The organism is Geodermatophilus sp. URMC 61 (assembly GCF_052931555.1).
The window spans coordinates 1,974,906-1,993,456 of record NZ_JBRFHZ010000002.1 but is presented as its reverse complement, the minus strand read 5'-3'; the positions used below and the strand labels follow the sequence as shown (position 1 = coordinate 1,993,456).

The window sequence follows — 18,551 nt, the reverse complement described above, 5'->3', positions numbered from 1 at the left end:
CAGCCGTGCACGTCGGCGTCGACAGCTTCGTCGCAGCGGTGACCGACCCCTCGACCGAGCGCCTGGTCGGGCCCGAGGAGCGGATGGCGCACCTGCTCGAGGAGATCGCCCTGGCCGACGAGGTCGGGCTGTACTCCTTCGGCATCGGTGAGCACCACCGCCCGGAGTACTACGACTCGGCGCCGCCGGTGATCCTGGGCGCGGCGGCCGCGCGGACCTCGCGGATCCGGCTGGGCAGCGCGGTCACCGTGCTCAGCGCCGCCGACCCGGTCCGCGTGTTCCAGCAGTTCGCCACGCTGGACCTCATCTCCCGCGGCCGCGTCGACCTGGTGGTCGGCCGCGGCTCGTTCGTCGAGGCGTTCCCGCTGTTCGGGCTCTCGCTGGCGGACTACGACGAGCTGTTCGAGGAGAAGCTCGACCTGCTGCTGCGGCTGCGGGAGTCCGAGGAGGTGACCTGGTCGGGCCGGCACCGCCCCGCGCTCACCGGGCAGGGCGTCTACCCGCGGCCGCTGCAGGACCCGCTGCCGATCTGGGTCGGCGTCGGCGGGACGCCGGAGTCGTTCGTCCGCGCCGGGCTGCTCGGCCTGCCGCTGATGGTGGCGGTCATCGGCGGCGAGCCGCGGCAGTTCGCGCCACTGGTGGACCTCTACCGCCGGGCCGGTGCGCGGGCCGGGCACGCGCCCGAGCGCCTGCAGGTGGGGCTGCACGTCTTCGGCTACGTCGCGGAGAGCACGCGGGCCGCCGCCGACACCATCTACCCCGGCTGGCACGAGATGTTCACCAAGGTCTCCCGCGAGCGCGGCTTCGCCCAGCCGACGCGGGCCCAGTTCGACGCGACCAGCGGACCGAACGGTGCCTTCTTCACGGGCGACCCGGACACCGTGGCCGACAAGCTCGTGCGGGTCTCCGGGCAGCTCGGCGGGGTCGACCGCGTCTCGATCCAGATGACGAACCCGCGGCTGGCGCACGCCGACCTGCTGCGCGGCATCGAGCTGCTGGGCACCGAGGTCGCGCCCCGGGTCGCGGGGGCTTGACCGAGGACCCCCTCCCCACCCCTCGCACGCTCGGGCGGGACCCGGGAGGGGGTCACCCCGGGGGTTCCCTCGCACGCTCCGGGGCGGCCGTCGACCGCCCCGTCCGCCGTACGCTGCTGGGACCGGGAGCGGACGTCGGGCTCCGCTCGTGCACCCGGTCGGAGCGCGCCGGGCACACGTACCCCGGCACGACCGGTGGAGGAGGCGGGCGATGGCCCAGGGTCCGGCGTCCATGCCGGTGCTCAGTCGGGGCAGGCACCGCAACCCGGCGCGCGGGGCGTGCTTCATGGAGTACACCGCCCTGCTGGCCGGCGAGCCGTTCACCGACACCCCGGACTGCGTGGACGGCGAGCTGGCCGCGGTGCTCCGGCACGCCAACGACCGGCTGTCGGACGGCGACCGGTTCCGGCTGACGCCCCTGCTCGGCCGCGCGATCGGCCTGGTGGTCCCGGGGCCGGCGGTGCCCCGACGACAGCGTCGCTCCGCACGCCGGGCAGCCGGGGCGGACGGGCACGCCCTCGCCGTCCACGTCGCGGCCGTCGGCGAGCTGCGGACGGCGGTCGCGCGGCGCTTCACGGCCGCGCTCGGCTCCCGCCCGTCCCCCGCGGAGTGGCGCGGGCACGCCTGCGGCCGGGACGTCGACCGGCTGTTCTGGTCCCTGATGCTGGAGCCCACGCCGGTCAGCACCTCCGCCGCCTACGTGGACCGGTTGCTCGACCGGCTGGTCCTGCTGCACGAGTGCTACGAGCTGGCCATGGCGCAGCTGGGACTGGCGAGGAGGCCACCGGGAGCCGGCGCCGAGACGGTGGTCGTCGCGGCGACCGACCACCCGCACGCGGACTGACCCCTGGCGTTCGCACCCGGCCCCCGTGTGGTGCGGTGGGCGGGATGCGGACACCGAGAGGGACGAGCACGGCGGTCTTCCTGCTCGGCCTGGCGGCGCTGCTGACCGTCTACGCCACCCAGCCGCTGCTGCCGGCGCTCGCCGCCGACCTCGGCGTCTCCGCGACCGCCGCCGCCTGGACGGTGAGCGCCACGGCGCTCGGGGTCGCGGTCGCCGCGCCGTTCGCCGGGGCGGTGTCGGACCGGCTGGGCCGCAAGCGGCTGATGCTGGCGGCGATCGCCGTGCTGGCCGCAGCGACGGCCGCCTGCGCCGTCGCCCCCGGCTTCCCCGCGCTGCTGGCCGCCCGGGCGGCGCAGGGCCTGGCCGTCCCGTTCGTCTTCGCGGTCGCGGTCGCCTACGTGGCCGAGGAGGTCCCCGCGTCCCGGTCGGCCGCCGTCAACGGCCTCTACGTCTCGGGGACGGCGTTCGGCGGCTTCCTGGGCCGCTTCCTCTCCGGCGCGGTGGCCGGCGCGCTCGGCTGGCGGGCGTCGTTCGCCGCGCTGGGGCTGGTGCTGCTGGCCGTGCTCGGCGGGGTCGCGGCCTGCCTGCCGCGGGAGCGGCGGTTCGCGCCGACGGCCGGTGTGCTCGGCGGCCTGCGCGGCATCGGCGGGCACCTGCGCAACGGGCGGCTGATGGGCACCTGCGCGCTGGGAGCCGCGGTGCTGTTCGTACAGGTCGGCGCCTTCACCTATGTCGGGCTGCACCTGTCCGGGCCGCCGTTCGGCCTGGGCAGCGCGCAGGTCGGGGCGGTGTTCGCGGTGTTCCTCGTCGCCGTCGTCGTCACGCCGCTGACCGGGCGGCTGGTGTCGCGGGTGGGCCGCCGCGCGGTGCTCGTGCTGGCCACCGCGGTGGTGCTCGCCGGGTTGGCGCTGACCCTCGTGCCGGCGACCGCGGCCGTCGTCGCCGGGCTGGCCGGGGCGTGCACCGGTGTGTTCGCCGCCCAGGCGTGCGCCACCGCGCAGGCCGCCGCCAGCGGGGGCGCGACCCGCTCGAGCGCAGTCGGGCTGTACCTGACCTGCTACTACGCCGGCGGAGGCGTCGGCGCCGTCGTCCCGGCGCCGCTGTTCTCGGCGGCCGGGTGGCCGGCGTGCGTGGGCCTGCTGGGCGCCGTCGCCGTCCTCGGTGCGGTTCCGGCGCTGGCGAGCTGGCCGGCGCCCAGCAGGCCGCGAGCGGTGCCCGGCCGGCGTGGAGCGGATCGGTGCCGTCCCGCAACAGGTCCGGCCAGTAGCCGACGGGAGACCGTGGCCGCAGCCGATGTGTCTACGGCGATGCTCTGCCCTTGCCCCGCATGGTGGGCAGCGGGAGAGCGTCCAGGGGCGGTGGTCGGCCCCCGAGCCGGAACGACGTCTGGGGACGGTGATCGTCGACGACCGTCGCCGCGACGGTCGGAGACGTGCTGGCCCGGACCCGACCGGCCATGCCGGGTCCGGGCACGCAGGGGTGGCATCCGGCGCCGGCCTGTGGGGAGATGCCATCTCCGGGACCGAACGGCGCGGAGGTGCGGCATGGCCCGAGCGATCGTCGTCGGTGGCGGGGTCGCGGGGCCCGTCGCGGCGATGGCCCTGCAGCGGGTCGGCATCGAGGCCACGGTGCACGAGGCGCACGCCGGCCCCGCGGGCGACGTCGGCGCGTGGCTGGGCCTGCAGACCAACGGGCTCGACGCGCTGCGGGCGATCGACGCGGAGCGCGCGGTCGCGGGCGTGGGCTTCCCGACGCCGGTCATCGAGTTCCGCAGCTGGACCGGGAAGGTGCTGGGCGCCGTCCCCACGTCGGGTCCCGGCGGAGACGTCGGCCTCTCCATGCGGCGCTCCGACCTCTACCGGGCGCTGCACGCCGAGGCCCTGCGCCGCGGCGTGCGGGTCCGCTACGGCTCCCGCCTGGTCGACGCGCACTGCACGGACTCGGCCGTGACGGCGGTCTTCACCGACGGCACCTGCGAGTCGGCGGACCTCCTGATCGGGGCCGACGGCGTCCGCTCCACCGTCCGGGCCCTGGTCGACCCCGGAGGTGCGGCGCCCCGCTTCGTCCCGGTGCTCAACACCGCGGGCTACTCCGAGCACGTGCCGCCGGGCGCCGAGGTCGGTCGGCTCACGATGGTGTTCGGCCGGCGCGGGTTCGCCGGCTACCTCGTGGCGCCGACCGGAGGGACCTGGTGGTTCGCGAACCCGCCGCTGACCCGCGAGCCCCCGGCCGGCGAGGTGGCGGCCACCTCCGACGCGGAGTGGCGCGCCCGGCTGTCGGACCTGTACCGCGGCGACCGGTCCCCGGTGGTCACGCTGGTCGAGGCCACCCCGGGTCCGCTGCGCGGGTGGACGACGTACGACGTCCCGACCGTGCGCCGGTGGTCCGCCGGCCGCATGGTGCTGATCGGGGACGCCGCGCACGCCACCTCGCCGGCGGCCGGGCAGGGCTCGTCGCTCGCCGTCGAGGACGCCGTCGTCCTGGCCCGCTGCCTGCGCGACCTGCCGTCCCCCGCGGCCCTGGAGGCGTTCGAGGCGCTGCGCCGGCAACGGGCGGAGCGGGTCGTCGCCCAGGGCTTCCGCACGAGCAGCGCCAAGTCGCCCCCCGCCGTCGGCCGGGTCGCCCGCGACCTCGTCATGCCGTTCGTGCTCCGGCGCCGGGACCCGCAGGCGTGGATGCGGGCACACACCGTCGACTGGGACGCCCCCGCCGTCCCGGCGTGAGGACCCCGCCGGTCAGCCGCCGGCGAGCAGCGCGCGCACGGCGTCGAGCGTGTCGGCGTCCGCCGGCGACCGGTCCGGCCGGTAGCGGACCACCCGGGCGAAGCGCAGCGCGACGCCGCCGGGGTAGCGCGGGCTGCGCTGCGCGCCGTCCAGGGCGACCTCCACGACCAGTTCCGGCTCCAGGAGCACGCCCCACTCGTGCTGCTCGCGGGCGAGCCCGGGGAAGGTCTGCGTCTGCCAGTCCAGCAGCTCGTCGGTCATCCCCTTGAAGGTCTTGCCGACCATCACCGGCCCGCCGCCGTCGGGGTCGCGGGCGCCGAGGTGGATGTTCGACAGCTTCCCGGAGCGCCGCCCGTACCCCCACTCGGCGCCGAGCACGACCAGGTCGAGGGTGTGCACCGGCTTGACCTTCTGCCACGCCCGCCCGCGCCGGCCGGCGGCGTAGGGCGCGTCGAGCGCCTTGACCACCACGCCCTCGTGCCCGGCGGTCAGCGCGCCGTCGAGCACCTCGGCGGCCTGCTCGGGCGTGGGCCGGCGGACACCGGGCATCCGCAGCGCCGCGTGCTCCTCGCCGGCCAGCAGCCCCGCCAGCGCGTCGAGGCGGACCGCCAGCGGCTCGTCGAGCAGGTCGCGGCCGTCGAGGTGCAGCAGGTCGAAGAAGAACGGGCTGAGCAGCACGGCCGGGTCGGGGGCGTCACTGCCGAAGCGGCTCATCGTGTCCTGGAAGGCGCGCGGCCGTCCGTCGCCGTCCAGCGCGAGGGTCTCGCCGTCGAGGACAGCGGTGCGGCACGGCAGCGACCGGACCTGCGCCACCAGCTCGGGCACCCCGTCGGTCACCTCGCGCAGGGTGCGGGTCCAGACGCGGACGACGTCGCCGTCGCGGTGCACCTGGATCCGGGCGCCGTCCAGCTTGGTCTCGACCGTGACGTCCGCGCCGAGGTCGGCGAGCGCGGCGTCCAACGAGGAACCGGGGCCGGCCAGCATCGGTCGCACCGGGCGGCCGACCTGCAGGTGCACGGCCACCAACGCCCCCGTACCGCCGGCCAGGGCGGTCGCGGCGGTCTCCGGCAGGCTGCCGGAGAGCATGAACGCGCGCCGCACGGCCGCCGCCGGGACGTCGGCCGCCGCGGCGATCGCGTCGAGGACGACGCCCTCCAGCGCGCCCTGCCGCAGCTCGCCGGTGAGCAGCCGGACGAGGAAGCGCTGCTCGTCGGCGGTGGCGTCGGTGAACAGCCGCTCGAGGACCGCCTCCCGCCTGGCCGCCGACCCGGTGCCGGTCGTGCCGGCCAGCTCGGTGAGCACGCGGTCGACGTCGTGGACGGTCAGCCGCGGCGAGGCTGCCGGGTCGTGGGCGAGGCGGCCGAGGGTGCGCCAGCCGACCCCCACCCGGCCCTGCAGGGCGTCGCCGGCCAGCCAGGCGGTCGCCGCCCGCACCTCGTCGCCGTCCGCGCGGCGCAGCAGGTCGGCGATGGCCGCGGTCTTCGCCGTGCGCGAGCGGGTGGCCGCCACCGCGGCGGAGGCGGCGACGACGTCGGCGAACAGCACGGCGCCATGGTGGCAGCCGGGTCCGACACCGCTGCGCTGCCGACGGCCCGCGGCCGGCGGGCACCCGTCGGTGACGCCGGGGTGACGCCGTCCGCCCACCCTGGGCGGGTCGCGTTGCGTCCGTGCGGAGGGTCCCCATGCCCGGCTTCACCCCGACCGGCAGCATGAGCGTCAGCAGGAGCCTGCGGTCCGCGGCCCGCCTCGCCGACGGGCGGGTCCTCGTCGCGGGCGGCCGGGACCCCCAGGACACGGTCCTCCGGACCGCGGAGCTGTACGCCCCGCAGTCCGGCACCTGGAGCCCGGCCGGGTCGCTGGTGCAGGGACACGACCGCGCGGTGCTGGTCGCCGTGCCGGGGGGCGCCGTCCTCGTCGGCGGCGACGAGGCGGCGACCGACACCCTCCTGGAGACCTGGGACTCCGCCACCGGGCAGTGGACCGCGACGGTCGTGCCGCCGTTCATGGGCCGGGTGGCCGGAGCCTGGGCGGACGGCGACGAGCTGCTGGTCCTGTCCGCCCCGGAGTCCCTGCTCGACGACATGGAGTTCCGCTCGGTCCACCTCGACAGCGGTCAGGTCGACAGACTGCCCTCACCGATCACCCCACGCCTGACCACGTACGAGTGCCGGTTGTCGGACGGGCGCATCCTCCTCGCCGGTGGGGCGTGCGCGGGGATCGGCGGCGACGGCGAGCCGGTCGAGTACCTGACCCGGCAGTGCGAGGTGTACGACCCCGCAACCGGAGCGTGGCAGGCGGTCGGGCACCTCGCCGTGCCGCACATGTCCCTGGACCGGTCCGGTCAGAGCCTCGTCGCGCTCCCGGACGGCGGCGCGCTCATGGTCTGCGGCAGCGAGCCGGGCGGGGACGGTCACACCGGCGTGGTGGAGCGCTGGTCGGCCGCCACGGGGTCGTGGTCCCTCGAGCCACCGCTGCCGGAGTCCCGCGACGCCCACACCACGACGCTGCTCCCGGACGACTCCGTCCTGGTGGTCGGCGGTGAGGGACCCGCCGGCACGCGGTCGGACTGCCACTCCTTCGACCTCGCCGGTTCCACCTGGAGCGGTGCCGACGGGCTGTCCCGTCCGCGCCAGGGCCACGTCGCCGTGCCGCTGGCGGGGTCCGGGCTGCTGGTCGTCGACGGGGCCCGGGACGGCAGCTGCGAGCGGTTCGGGTGACCGGGGCGCGGACGAGCCGAGCGCTCAGCCACCGTCCACCTAGGCGCCGGCCCCCGCCGCCCCCGGAGCCGCCCGGCAGGCCGCCGCGGCAGCGCTGTCGCGCGGGCGGTGGTCGTGTCAGCCGCGTGACAGGGCGCTGCGAGGGGGCTCCGCCACCGTGAGGAGCCGCCGCGAGGACCTGGAGGTGGAGGACGAGATGGTGGGTGGATCGGTGGACGCAGCGGTGCCGGCTCCGGCGGCCCGCTCGCCGCAGCGGGGCCGCGGGACGGCGACGCCGGTGGCGGTCCTGGGGATCGGCGCGTTCGCGACCGGCACCGACCTCTTCGTCGTGGCCGGGGTGCTCCGCGGCCTGGCCGACGACCTCGGGATCACGGTCGGCACCGCCGGCCTGACGGTGACGGTCTCCGCGGTCGCCTACGCCGTCGGCGGCCCCCTGCTCGGCGCTGCGCTCGGCGCGCGGCCCCGGCGGCGGGTGCTGATCGGCTCCCTGGCGCTGTTCGGGGCGTGCACCGCGGTGGCCGCGGCGGCGCCGACGTTCGCGGTGCTGCTGGTCGCCCGGGCCCTGGGCGCCCTCGCGGCGTCCGTGCACGTGCCGGTCGCCGCCGCGGCAGCCGTCGCGGCGGTGCCGGCACGGTCCCGCGGCCGGGCACTGGGGGTGGTCCTGGGCGGGGCCTCGGCCGCGATGGTCCTGGGTGCCCCGCTCGGGGCGCTGCTGGCCGGGGCGCTGTCGTGGCGTGCCGCCTTCGGCCTGGCCGCCCTCTTCGCGGCGGGCGGCGTCGGTGTCCTGCTGTGCAGCGACGTCGGGTCCGGTCGGCTGCCCCCGTCGACGTTGTCCGAGCGGCTGCGTCCGGTCCGCCGCTCGGCGGTCGTCGTCACGCTGGGCGCGACGGTCCTGGTGATGGCCGGCTCGAACGGCGTGTACAGCTACCTGGGCGTGCTGCTGGACCCGGTCGCCGGACCGGTCGGTCCCGGGCTGGTCATGGCGGCGTTCGGCCTCGGCGGCGCGGCGGGTGCCTGGTGGGGCGGGACCCTGGCGGACCGGCTCGGGGACCGGCGCCTGGTCCTGCTGGCGGGAGGTGCGCTCACGGCGGCGCTCGCCGCGCTCCCGCTGGTCGCCTCGGTCGGTGGCGCGCTGTTGGTCGTCGTGGCCGGGTGGGGGACCGCGGCCTGGGCGTTCACCGCGGCGCAGCAGCACCGCGTGCTCCGGCTGGGCGGGGACGCGGCGTCGGTGTCCCTGGCCCTGAACAGCGCGGCGACCCACGTCGGGTTCGGAGCGGGGGCGCTGCTCGGCGGACTCGTCGTCGACGCCTCCGGACCCGGCCCGTTGGCGCTGCTGGGCGTCGCTCTCGGCGGCGCCGGGCTGACCCTGCACCGATTCCTCGACCTGGAGGTCCGATCGTGAACGAGTCCGCATCCGTCGTCGCCGAGCTGGGCACCGTCCTGGGCATCTGGGCCCACCCCGACGACGAGGCCTACCTGTCCGGCGGGTTGATGGCGCTGGCCCGCGACGGCGGCTCGCGCGTGGTGTGCGTGACCGCGACGCGCGGCGAGCTGGGGACGCCCGACCCGGAGGCGTGGCCGCCCCGGCGGCTGGCCGCCGAGCGCACCCGCGAGCTGGCGCGCTGCCTGGCGGTCCTCGGCGTCTCCGAGCACCGCTGGCTCGGGTACCGGGACGGCGAGTGTCCGGCCGCCCCCGCGTCCGAGGCGGTCGCGGAGTTGTGCGAGGTGATCGACGAGGTCGCCCCGGACACCGTGGTGACGTTCGGTCCGGACGGCATCACCGGTCACCCGGACCACCAGGTGGTGTCGGCGTGGGTGACCGCGGCGTTCGAGCGAGCGGCCGCGCCCGGGGCCCGGCTGCTGTACGCGGCGGCCGCCGAGCGGCGGGTACCCCGGTGGCAGGACCTGGACGAACGCCTGGGCGTCTACCTGCCCGGCTACCCGGTCTCGGTCCCCGACGAGCGGCTGGCGGTCGACCTGGTGCTGGACGCGGACACGGCAGCCCGCAAGGTCCGGGCGCTGGCGGCCCAGACGACCCAGACGGCCGGCCTCATCGCCACGATGGGGATCGACTGCTACACGGCCTGGGTCGGGGAAGAGTCGTTCGTCGAGCACCGGCGTGGGGCGGCGGTGGCCCAGCGGCCGGTCGCCGCGGTCACGCGCGGGTGAGCGTGGCACCCAGGTGACCTGAGAGACCGAGCTCCGCCCGAGAGCACCCGGGTACTCCAGACCCGTGGTGCCGGGAGCGGAGCCGGCTGGGGAGCACGCTCGTCAGACGGGGACGGAGTCGTAGTGGGAGGACATCTCGAGGCGGACGACCGGGTCACGCAGGCTGTCGCCGGGAAGGCGGCTGAGGGCCTTGAACATCTCGTGCAGCCCGGCCGGGGCCATGATCGCCAGCAGGGTCCCGCCGCCGTGCCGGGCCGTGATCATGTGCGGGCTGCCGATCGGGACGAGGAAGTAGTCCCCGGGACCTGCGGTGACCGCATCCCCGTCGCACTCGAAGTCGAACGTGCCGTCCAGGACGAAGAACGACTCACTGGTCCGCTCGTGCACGTGCGGGATCGACCAGGGGCCCTCGTCCCCGCGGAACTCCGCGAGGGCGAAGGCACCGCCGGCCTGGTCCTCGACCAGGACGCGCATGGAGACCACCCCCAGGTCGCAGATCTCTCCGGCGTCCTTGTTGACGTAGTACCCGGCCACCGTGACCGCCTCCTTCAGCGAGAGGAACCCACGATCCTGCGCCGTCGCCGGGCGCTCCAGCCCAGAAAGTGAACCGCCCCGGTGATCCTCCGGCTGCCAGACTGCAGGGTGTGCGGACCTACGGTCAGTACTGCCCGGTCGCACGGACGGCCGAGATCTTCGCCGAGCGCTGGACGCCGATCATCATCCGGAACCTGCTCGCCGGTGTGACGACCTTCGGCCAGTTGCTGGCCGGGGCGCCGGGCATCCCGAAGGCGCTGCTCGCCGAGCGGCTGGCCGGCCTGCAGAGGGCTGGCATCGTCGAGCGCCGCACCGGCCCCGGCCGCCGGGTCACCTACGGCCTCACCGATGCCGGCCGGGAGCTCAAGCCGCTGTGCGACGCGATGGGCGCCTGGGGGATGCGCTGGCTGGAGGTCGAGCCGCAGCACGTCGACCCGGCCTACGTCCTGTGGGCCACCGCGCGACTGGTCGACGTCGACGCCCTGCCGCCCGGGCAGGTGACCGTCCGGGTCGACCTGCGCGAGGCGGCCGCCGGTCCCTACTGGTTGCTGCTGCACCGTCCCGTGGCCGAGGTGTGCACCCACTATCCGGGGACCGCCGAGGACCTGATCCTCCGCACGGACGCCGACGCCCTCGCGCGCTGGCACCTGCGCGAGTGCAGCTACGCCCACCTGGTCCGTCAGCAGCGCATCCGAATCGACGGGCCGCCGGGCCTGGTCCGCGCCTTCCCCCAGTGGATCCGCCCCAGCCCGCACGCCGTGCACCGCACTCCTGCGTCGGCCCCGCCGTCCTCCTGAGGCCCTCCCGCAGGCGGCCGCCGGTCCCATCGCCCGTGCTCGGGGCCGGCGCCCCGGGCCCGTCGTGAGCGGACCTGGCACGACCACCGGACCGAGCGGCGCGGCTGCCGCCGACCACCAGCCCCGTCGCCCTCGATCGTGGCCCGCATCCACCAGGCAGAGGGACTCGCGACGAGCACCACCGCACCGACCGCCGCCGCAGGAGCCATGTCCACCACCGACCGCGCCCGGGAGCCAGGTCGCCTCCGAGCGACGGTCACCCGCGGGCGAGGTTGCGCTCGATGGCCAGCCGGGCCACCTCGAGGACGGCGGCCCGGTCGGTGACCTCGACGGGAGCCGGCTGCGGTCGGGTGTCGCGGACGGCCGCGTCGGGAGCCCGGTCGGAGGCCGCGTCGAGCAGGTCGGCCGGCTGCTCGTCGCCGAGCCGGCGGAGGAGGTCGGCGAGGTTGCGCAACGTCGTCCACTGGTGGGTCCAGTTGCCCGTGCGGGCGAAGTAGTCGACCACCTCGCGGTAGCCGACCAGCGCCTCACGCACCCGGCCGGCGTCGGCGCGGGCCGCGAGCAGCCCCACGGACGCGACGCCGACGAGGAAGGTGGCCCCTGCCTTCCGGGCCAGGTCGACGGCCCGGACGTAGTGGGGCTCGGCGCGGTCCCGGCGACCGACGGCCGTCTCGATCTCCCCGGTGACGTAGGCGCCCCAGGCGCGCATCGAGGGCGACACCGCGCCGGCGAGCCCCCGGTCGTTGAGGGTCCTCGCCCGGTCGGCGTCGCCCGAGTAGGCCAGCGCCAGGGCGGCGATCCCGAGGTTCTCGCGGGCTCCGGTGGCCAACGCCGCCGCGGCCAGGGAGTGCTCCACGGTCTCGGCGTACGCGCCGCGGGCGAGGGCGACCACCGACAGCGGCGACAGGCAGGACCAGGTCCCGGCCGCGTCGGTCGCGCGCTCGAGCCCGGCGCGGGCGAGGCGTTCGGCCCGGTCGTGGTCACCGCGGTGGTAGGCCGCCTCGGCGGCCGTGCCCAGCACCCGGGCCTCGTCCGGGTGGCCGGCCAGCGCCGGGTCGTCGGCCAGCTCCTCGGCCCAGGTGCGCAGTTCGACGAGGTCGCGGTAGGTCATCGCGTCGTAGAGCGCCGTCACCATCGCGGCGGCCTCGTCGAGGGCACCCCGGCTCCGGGCCGACCGCCAGGCGGCCCGGAGGTTGGCGAGCTCACGGCGGAGCGTCGCGTCCGCCTCCGGCTCCTGTTCCGTGGTCATCCCGGCGCAGATCTCCGCGGTCAGCTCGACCGCCCAGCGCTGCATGCGGTCGGTCGCGGCCTCGAGCTCGCCCGCGGCCGCCAGCCGGTCGAGGCCGAACGCCCGCAGCGTGTCGAGCATGCGGTAGCGGGTGCCCCCCTCCCCGATGTCGGCCTCGACCACCGAGGCGTCCACCAGGCGGGCCAGGACGCTCCCGGGGTCGCTGCCCAGGCCCAGGTCGGCGCCGAGCCGCTCGGCGGTCGCCAGGTCGACGCCGTCGACGAACACCGACAGGTGCCGGAACAGGCGCCGCTCGTCCTCGGAGAGGAGCTGGTAGGACCACTCCACGGTCGCGCGCAGCGTCCGGTGCCGGGCGTCCCCACTGGGGCGGCCCCCGCCCAGCAGGTCCAGCGAGCGGGTCAGCCGGCTGCGCAGCTCGGTCAGGGAGAAGGTCGACAGCCGGCCGGCGGCGAGTTCGATGGCGAGCGGCATGCCGTCGAGCCGGTGCACGATGTCGGCGACCGTGCGCAGCTCCTCGGGTGTCGGCGGGGGACCGGGGCGGACCCGGCCGGCCCGGTCCAGGAAGACCGCCACGGAGGGGACCCGCGAGAGGTCACGTTCGCCGTCCGGGAGCGGGAGGGGAGCCAGCCGGACGACGCACTCGGCGGCGAGGCCGAGCGGTTCCCGGCTGGTGGCGAGCACGGCGAGCCGCGGGCAAGCGGACAGGACGGCGTCGACCGCGTCGCGGACCGCGTCGAGCAGGTGCTCGCAGTTGTCGACCACCAGCAGGCCGGGGCGGTCGCCCAGGACGGCGAGGCAGGCCGCGAGGACGTCGCCCTGGACGACCTCCAGGCCCAGGGCCGCCGCCAGCGCGTGCGGGACGGCGGCCGGATCGGTGACCGGTGCGAGCAGCAGCGTCGCGGTCGCGGCGGTGCGTCGCGCGACCTCGGCGGCGACGCGGGTCTTCCCCACCCCGCCCGGGCCGACGAGCGTGACCAGCCGCTCCGTCTCCAGCCGCCGGTGCAGCGCAGCCACCTCGGCGTCGCGGCCGATCAGCCGGGTCGTGGGCCGGACGGCCACCCGGGGTCCGGGGACCGGGCCAGCAGCTCCTCCGGCGACCCTCCGTTCCAGCTGGTCGAGCTCCGGTGACGGGTCGAGGCCGGTCTCCTCGGCCAGCCGCTGCCGGTACTCGCGCGCGGCCCGCAGCGCCTCGGGCGCCCGCCCCGTCGCCGCCAGTGCCCGCATGAGCAGCAGCACCGCGGGTTCGCGCAGCGGGTCGTCGGCCAGGGACGCGGCCGCCAGGCCCAGGACCTCCGCCGCCTCTCCGGCGGCGATCGCACTGTCGATCAGGGCGTCGGTCACCTCGCGCTGGAGCCGCGTGCACTCCTCGACCGCGGCGGCGATCGGCAGGACGTCGGTGAGGTCGGACAGGACCGGACCCCGCCACAGGGCCCGTGCCTGGCGCAGCACGGCCAGCGCACCGGCCGGGTCCTGCCGTACGTGCGAGCGGGCCGTGGCGAGCAGCGTCCGTGCCCACGCCACGTCGAGGGCGTCGTCCTCGAGCACCAGCCGGTAGCCGTCCGGCCGGGTCTCCAGCCGGGCCGCCGCGGAGCCGAGGTGCGCGCGCAGCCGGGACACGTGGCTGTGCAGGGCCTGGCGGCCCGACTCCGGCACCTCGGCCGGCCACAGCGCGTCCACGAGGGTGTCCACCGGCACGGTCCGGCCCTCGGCGAGGGCGAGCAGAACGAGGACCGCGCGTCGCTTGGGCCCGCGGACGTCGACCACGGCGCCGTCGACGACCAGCTGCAGCGGTCCGAGCACCTCCACCCGGACCCGCGCCGCCGCCTGGTCGTCCGACATCGCGCACCTCCGCTGCCCAGCCTGCCCGCGTCGGCGTCCGGACGGGAGGCCCGGCCGCCCTGTCAGCGGGCTGCGAGTGCGTGCGAGAGCGGTGCCAGCGCCCGCGCCCACCGTCTGTCGCGACCGGCAAGACAGGAGGAGAACGAGATGGACCAGAGCAGGGTGACGGCGTTCCTCGAGCGCTTCGTAACGGACCTGGGTGCGGGTGGATCCGTCGGCGCGGTGGCGATCGGCCACCGGCTGGGGCTCTACCGGGCCCTGGCACAGGGCCCGGCGACGCCCGAGCAGCTCGCCGAGCGCAGCGGGTGCCACCCCAGGTACCTCACCGAGTGGCTGCGCGGCCAGGCCGCCGGCGGATGGGTGGCCTACGACCCCGCCACCGGCGCGTTCTCGCTCACCGAGGAGCAGGCGTTCTGCCTGGCCGACCCGAACGGGCCGAACCTGGCCGCGGCGTCCCTGGTCGTGCTCGGCTACCTGCGCGCGGAACCGAGGATCACCGAGGCCTTCCGCACCGGTGCCGGCGTGGCCTGGGACGAGCACGACGAGGACGTCTTCGTGGGGTGCGACGCCTTCTACCGGCCCGGTTACGTGGCCCAGCTGGTGCCCGCCTGGATCCCCGCGCTCGACGGGGTCGAGGAGAAGCTGACCGCGGGGGCCCGCGTCGCCGACGTCGGGTGCGGTCTGGGCTCGACCTCGGTGCTGCTCGCCCAGGCCTACCCGCGCACGACCGTCGTCGGCTCGGACCTGCACGCCGAGTCGATCGAGCTGGCGCGCAAGAAGGCCGCCGACGCCGGGGTCGGCGACCGGGTCGGCTTCGAGGTGGCCTCCGCGCAGACCTTCTCCGGCGAGGGCTACGACCTGGTGGCGATGTTCGACTGCCTGCACGACATGGGGGACCCGGTGGGTGCCGCCCGCCGGGTGCGCGAGGCGCTGGCGCCCGACGGCACCTGGCTGCTCGTCGAACCGTTCGCCGGCGACGCGGTCGAGGACACTCTCAACCCGGTGGGACGGCTGTACTACAACGGCTCGACGTTCCTGTGCGTCCCCAACGCGCTCTCCCAGCCCGGCGGCTACGCACTCGGCGCCCAGGCCGGTGAGGCCGCGATCCGCCAGGTCGCGGCCGAGGCGGGCTTCACGCGGTTCCGGCGGGCGGCGCAGACCCCGTTCAACCTGGTCTACGAGATCCGTCCGTAGCCGCCCGACCGCACCAGGGTGCCGGCCGGCGGGGGTCAGCCCCCGCCGGCCGGTCCGGCGAGGTGGGCCTGCTTGGGGGCCAGGCCGCGCAGCGCCTCGGCGGCGACCCGCTCCCGGTCGGCGCCCGCGGCCGCGGTGACCGCCGCGCCGACGAGGCCCTCGACCAGGGGAGCGGGGGAGAGGACCACCCGCTCGCGGAGGCCGTCGTCGAGCAGTTCCAGGGCGGTCTCGGCGGAGAGGACGGCGCTGCCGAGGTCCATCAGCACGACGACGCCGTCCCCGCTGTCGGCAGCGGTGACCGCGTCGGCGATCGCCGTGGCGTCGGTGCCCAGGCCGCCGTCGACGTCCCCGGCCGCCACGCCGACGGCGAGCTCCCGGCCGGGGAGCATGCCGCGGGCGAGCTCGACCGCGGCGTCGGCCAGGGCGCGGCTGTGCGAGACGACCACCAGCCCGACCGGCACCGCTCAGCCCTGCCCGGGGAGCGCGGTCGCGGCGGCCTGCACCAGCAGCGCCGCCGAGGCCGCACCGGGGTCCACGTGGCCGGCGCTGCGCTCGCCGAGGTAGCTGGCCCGGCCCTTGCGGGCGACCAGCGGCTCGGTCGCGTCGCGCCCGGCCGCGGCCGCCTGCGCGGCGGCGCCCAGGGCCTCGGCCACCGGCTTGCCCGCGGCCAGTGCCTCGTCGAGCGCGTCGCACGCCGGGCCGAGCGCGTCGAGCATCGTCTTGTCCCCGCGCTCGGCCTTGCCCCGCGCGACGACGCCGTCGTACCCGGCGCGCACCGCGGTGGCGAGGGCGCGACCGTCGTCGCCGCCGAGGGCGCCCGCGGCGCGCAGGAAGAAGGTGCCGTAGAGCGGCCCGCTGGCGCCGCCGACCGTCTTGATCAGCGTGGTCGCGACGGTCTTGAGGACGGCGGCGGGGTCGTCGCCGGGCTGGGCCTCGAGGGCGGCGACGGCGGCCGTCATGCCGCGGTCGAGGTTGGCGCCGTGGTCGGCGTCGCCGATGGCGGCGTCGAGCTGGGTGAGCGCGTCGCGCTGCTCGTGCACCAGCCGGGCGAACTCCCGGACCCAGGCGGTGAGCGCGGCGGCGTCGACGGTGCTCATGCGCCCCAGCGCAGGGACGGGGTGCGCACGGGGGCGTCCCACAGCCGCAGCAGCTCGTCGTCGGCCTTGAGCAGGGTGACCGCGCAGCCGGCCATGTCGAGGCTGGTCATGTACGAGCCGACGAGGTTGCGGGCGACCCCGACACCGGCCTTCTCCAGGACGGCGAGCACCTCGGCGTACATGAGGTAGAGCTCGAGCAGCGGGGTGCCGCCCATGCCGTTGACGAAGGCGATGACCCCGTCGCCGCCGGTCATGTCCAGGTCGGCGAGGACCGGCTCGAGGAGCATCTCGGCGACCTCCCGTGCGGGCGCCAGCGGGACGCGGCGGCGGCCGGGCTCGCCGTGGATCCCGATGCCGATCTCCATCTCGTCGTCCGGCAGGTCGAAGGTCGGTCGGCCGGCCGCCGGCACCGTGCAGGAGGTGAGCGCCATGCCCATGCTGCGGCCGTTGGCGTTGACCCGCCTGGCGATGTCGGCGACCTCGGCCAGCGGGCGGCCCTCCTCGGCCGCGGCGCCCGCCAGCTTCTCGACGAGGACGGTGACGCCGACGCCCCGCCGTCCGGCGGTGTAGAGGCTGTCCTGGACGGCGACGTCGTCGTCGGTGACCACCGCGACCACCTCGGTGTCGGACTCGGCGGCCACCAGCTCCGCCGCCATCTCGAAGTTCATGACGTCGCCGGTGTAGTTCTTCACGATGTGCAGCACCCCGGCGCCGCCGTCGACGCCACGGGTCGCCGCCACCACCTGGTCGGGGACCGGCGAGGTGAACACCTCCCCGGCGCAGGCCGCGTCGAGCATCCCCATTCCGACGAACCCGGCGTGCATCGGCTCGTGCCCCGAGCCGCCGCCGGAGACCAGGCCGACCTTGCCCTGCACCGGCGCGTCGGCCCGGAAGACGACGCGGTTCTCGTGGTCGACCCGCAGCTCGGGGTGGGCCGCGGCCAGTCCGCGCAACGCCTCGGGGACGACGTCCGCGGGGTCGTTGATGAGCTTCTTCATCACAGCCTCCTGGCCTCGGGATACCCGGGAACGGGGGTCACGGGGCAGGAGGCTAGGAGGGTGCACCGACCGGCACAAGCGACGCGGGGACCACGGCCGGCCCGCCGCTCCCCCGGGGCGTCCCGGTGCCCGTCAGGGGACGACGACGACCGGCCAGCGGCCGCTGCGCACCAGGCGGTTGCCCAGCGAGCCGAGGAGACGGTGCCCCACCCGGGCCGAGGCCCCGACCACGACGAGGTCGGCCCGCAGCCGGGTGGCGAGGCGGCACAGCTGGGTGAAGGGCTCGCCGCGCACGGCCAGGAACTCGGCACGGACCCCGGCGTGCGCGGCGTCGGCCTCCACCTGCGTGCGCAGGTCGGCCGTCCGCTGCGCCATCGTCTCCTGGATCGGCCACGGCTGGTCGGGGGAGAGCAGGGCCATCACCGGCGGGGTCTCGACGTGGACCACGACGAGCCGGGCGCCCTCGCGGCGGGCGACGCCCGCGGCGTACGCACCGGCCCGCTGCGAGGGGGGCGACCCGTCGAAGCCCACGACCACCACGGACGGGCCGTCCGTGCCGAGCTCGAACGCCGGCCGCTGCGGCGCGGCATCCTCAGCCACGGCGCCCGCCGGTCCGGTCGGAGCGGTCTCGCGGGCAGGGCGAGGGGGCGGCCGGCTCGTCGGACGGCGTGACCGTCGGGGTCGTCGCGGTGGACCCCGGGGTGCCGGGCGCGGACGGCGCCGGGCGCGCGGCCGACGACGCTGGCGCGGCGGGTGTCGTCGCGGTGGGGCTCTCGGCCGCCGGGACGGGGGCCGGGTGCCCGGGAGCCGGCGCGGGCGGCGTCGTGGTGGGGGGTGTTGCGGCCCGCTCTCCGGTCCGGACGTCCGGGGGCGCGGTGCGCGGGGTCGCTGCCGGTCGCGGCTGAGCCGGTGCGGTGGGCCCGACGGGTCCGGCGTCCGCCGGTCTCCGGGCGACCGCCGGAGCCGGCGCGGTCGCAGCGCCCGGCGCGCCGGGCGGCTCGGTTGTCGCGGTCGGCGCCGCGGCGGCGGGCTCCGTGGTGTCGGTCGGCGCGGCGGCGGCCGGCAGGGCCGTCGCGGCGGGGCCGGGACCGGCCGGTGCGGACGGCTGGTCGCCCGCGGTGCCGGCCAGGACGGCTCCGCCGGCGAGCACCGCGGCGGCCGCCCCGGCCGCCAGGGCGAGCCGGCCGCGGCGCGCCGGCCGCGGCTCCGGGGACCGCCGCGGCGCGCCGCCCAGGATGCGCAGGGCGGCCACCGCCGGCGGGCTGAGCCGGGTCCGGCCGGCGCGGAGCTCCGCGAGGACCACGCGGGCGAGGTCCTGACGCAGCTCGTCGTCTGCGTCCGGCATCGGTTCGCCTC

16 protein-coding genes are annotated in these 18,551 nt (G+C 77.0%); 8 read left to right on the top strand and 8 right to left on the bottom strand.

Going from position 1 to position 18,551, the window contains the following annotated elements; all coding sequences use genetic code 11:
• The first annotated feature begins 5 nt into the window (after positions 1–5).
• The 3 genes from ACU610_RS09165 to ACU610_RS09155 all read left to right on the top strand — a co-directional run bounded on the left by ACU610_RS09165 (position 6) and on the right by ACU610_RS09155 (position 4,601).
• Positions 6–1,034, top strand: a complete 1,029-nt coding sequence (locus tag ACU610_RS09165; protein WP_446767396.1) for an Atu2307/SP_0267 family LLM class monooxygenase — start codon at positions 6–8, stop codon at positions 1,032–1,034.
• 211 nt (positions 1,035–1,245) lie between these two features.
• A complete protein-coding gene (locus tag ACU610_RS09160; protein ID WP_446767395.1) occupies positions 1,246–1,878 on the top strand; it encodes a hypothetical protein in 633 nt (210 codons plus the stop codon).
• 44 nt (positions 1,879–1,922) lie between these two features.
• Positions 1,923–4,601 carry an MFS transporter gene (locus ACU610_RS09155; RefSeq protein WP_446767394.1) on the top strand — a complete coding sequence of 893 codons (2,679 nt, stop codon included), beginning with the start codon at positions 1,923–1,925 and terminating at the stop codon, positions 4,599–4,601.
• 12 nt (positions 4,602–4,613) lie between these two features.
• On the opposite strand, the gene ACU610_RS09150 is transcribed toward ACU610_RS09155, so the two are convergent.
• Positions 4,614–6,146: an ATP-dependent DNA ligase gene (locus ACU610_RS09150; protein WP_446767393.1), complete on the bottom strand. Its 1,533-nt coding sequence runs from the start codon at positions 6,144–6,146 to the stop codon at positions 4,614–4,616.
• Positions 6,147–6,283: 137 nt separating this feature from the next.
• On the opposite strand from ACU610_RS09150, the gene ACU610_RS09145 reads away from it, so the two are divergent.
• From ACU610_RS09145 to ACU610_RS09135, 3 genes are all read left to right on the top strand, one after another.
• Entirely contained in the window at positions 6,284–7,318 is a 1,035-nt protein-coding gene (locus tag ACU610_RS09145; RefSeq protein WP_446767392.1) for a Kelch repeat-containing protein, read from the top strand.
• A 157-nt stretch (positions 7,319–7,475) separates the two neighbouring features.
• Positions 7,476–8,720 carry an MFS transporter gene (locus tag ACU610_RS09140; RefSeq protein ID WP_446767391.1) on the top strand — a complete coding sequence of 415 codons (1,245 nt, stop codon included), beginning with the start codon at positions 7,476–7,478 and terminating at the stop codon, positions 8,718–8,720.
• Positions 8,717–9,487 (top strand): PIG-L deacetylase family protein, encoded by a 771-nt coding sequence (locus ACU610_RS09135; protein ID WP_446767390.1) that lies wholly within the window; start codon positions 8,717–8,719, stop codon positions 9,485–9,487. Before ACU610_RS09140 ends, ACU610_RS09135 begins: the two co-directional genes overlap by 4 nt.
• Before the next feature lie 102 nt (positions 9,488–9,589).
• Here ACU610_RS09135 and ACU610_RS09130 read toward each other — a convergent pair whose 3' ends face one another.
• Positions 9,590–10,021 (bottom strand): cupin domain-containing protein, encoded by a 432-nt coding sequence (locus tag ACU610_RS09130; RefSeq protein WP_446767389.1) that lies wholly within the window; start codon positions 10,019–10,021, stop codon positions 9,590–9,592.
• 110 nt (positions 10,022–10,131) lie between these two features.
• Here ACU610_RS09130 and ACU610_RS09125 point away from each other — a divergent pair, with 110 nt between their 5' ends.
• Positions 10,132–10,818 (top strand): winged helix-turn-helix transcriptional regulator, encoded by a 687-nt coding sequence (locus tag ACU610_RS09125; RefSeq protein WP_446767388.1) that lies wholly within the window; start codon positions 10,132–10,134, stop codon positions 10,816–10,818.
• A 256-nt stretch (positions 10,819–11,074) separates the two neighbouring features.
• Here ACU610_RS09125 and ACU610_RS09120 read toward each other — a convergent pair whose 3' ends face one another.
• Positions 11,075–13,906, bottom strand: a complete 2,832-nt coding sequence (locus tag ACU610_RS09120; RefSeq protein WP_446767387.1) for a BTAD domain-containing putative transcriptional regulator — start codon at positions 13,904–13,906, stop codon at positions 11,075–11,077.
• Positions 13,907–14,053: 147 nt separating this feature from the next.
• On the opposite strand from ACU610_RS09120, the gene ACU610_RS09115 reads away from it, so the two are divergent.
• Complete coding sequence (locus tag ACU610_RS09115) at positions 14,054–15,100, top strand: class I SAM-dependent methyltransferase (protein ID WP_446767386.1); 1,047 nt, start codon at positions 14,054–14,056, stop codon at positions 15,098–15,100.
• A 35-nt stretch (positions 15,101–15,135) separates the two neighbouring features.
• Here the strand turns inward: ACU610_RS09115 and dhaM are convergent, their stop codons facing one another.
• From dhaM to ACU610_RS09090, 5 genes are all read right to left on the bottom strand, one after another.
• Complete coding sequence (dhaM, locus tag ACU610_RS09110; protein WP_446767385.1) at positions 15,136–15,561, bottom strand: dihydroxyacetone kinase phosphoryl donor subunit DhaM; 426 nt, start codon at positions 15,559–15,561, stop codon at positions 15,136–15,138.
• A gap of 3 nt (positions 15,562–15,564) precedes the next feature.
• Complete coding sequence (dhaL, locus tag ACU610_RS09105) at positions 15,565–16,197, bottom strand: dihydroxyacetone kinase subunit DhaL (protein ID WP_446767384.1); 633 nt, start codon at positions 16,195–16,197, stop codon at positions 15,565–15,567.
• On the bottom strand, positions 16,194–17,195 hold the full coding sequence (dhaK, locus tag ACU610_RS09100) for a dihydroxyacetone kinase subunit DhaK (RefSeq protein ID WP_446767383.1): 1,002 nt from the start codon (positions 17,193–17,195) through the stop codon (positions 16,194–16,196). Before dhaK ends, dhaL begins: the two co-directional genes overlap by 4 nt.
• A 132-nt stretch (positions 17,196–17,327) precedes the next feature.
• Positions 17,328–17,795 carry a universal stress protein gene (locus ACU610_RS09095; RefSeq protein ID WP_446767382.1) on the bottom strand — a complete coding sequence of 156 codons (468 nt, stop codon included), beginning with the start codon at positions 17,793–17,795 and terminating at the stop codon, positions 17,328–17,330.
• Complete coding sequence (locus ACU610_RS09090) at positions 17,788–18,540, bottom strand: hypothetical protein (RefSeq protein WP_446767381.1); 753 nt, start codon at positions 18,538–18,540, stop codon at positions 17,788–17,790. The genes ACU610_RS09095 and ACU610_RS09090 overlap by 8 nt, the downstream gene beginning before the upstream one ends.
• Between the last annotated feature and the right edge of the window lie 11 nt (positions 18,541–18,551).

What these genes read in the sequence shown, in the direction of transcription:
- ACU610_RS09115 (WP_446767386.1), top strand. Translation starts at nt 14,054, where the DNA reads ATGGACCAGAGCAGGGTGACGGCGTTCCTCGAGCGCTTCGTAACGGAC.
- dhaL (WP_446767384.1), bottom strand. Translation starts at nt 16,197, where the DNA reads ATGAGCACCGTCGACGCCGCCGCGCTCACCGCCTGGGTCCGGGAGTTC.
- dhaK (WP_446767383.1), bottom strand. Translation starts at nt 17,195, where the DNA reads ATGAAGAAGCTCATCAACGACCCCGCGGACGTCGTCCCCGAGGCGTTG.
- ACU610_RS09155 (WP_446767394.1), top strand. Translation starts at nt 1,923, where the DNA reads ATGCGGACACCGAGAGGGACGAGCACGGCGGTCTTCCTGCTCGGCCTG.
- ACU610_RS09145 (WP_446767392.1), top strand. Translation starts at nt 6,284, where the DNA reads ATGCCCGGCTTCACCCCGACCGGCAGCATGAGCGTCAGCAGGAGCCTG.
- ACU610_RS09120 (WP_446767387.1), bottom strand. Translation starts at nt 13,906, where the DNA reads ATGTCGGACGACCAGGCGGCGGCGCGGGTCCGGGTGGAGGTGCTCGGA.
- ACU610_RS09160 (WP_446767395.1), top strand. Translation starts at nt 1,246, where the DNA reads ATGGCCCAGGGTCCGGCGTCCATGCCGGTGCTCAGTCGGGGCAGGCAC.
- ACU610_RS09090 (WP_446767381.1), bottom strand. Translation starts at nt 18,540, where the DNA reads ATGCCGGACGCAGACGACGAGCTGCGTCAGGACCTCGCCCGCGTGGTC.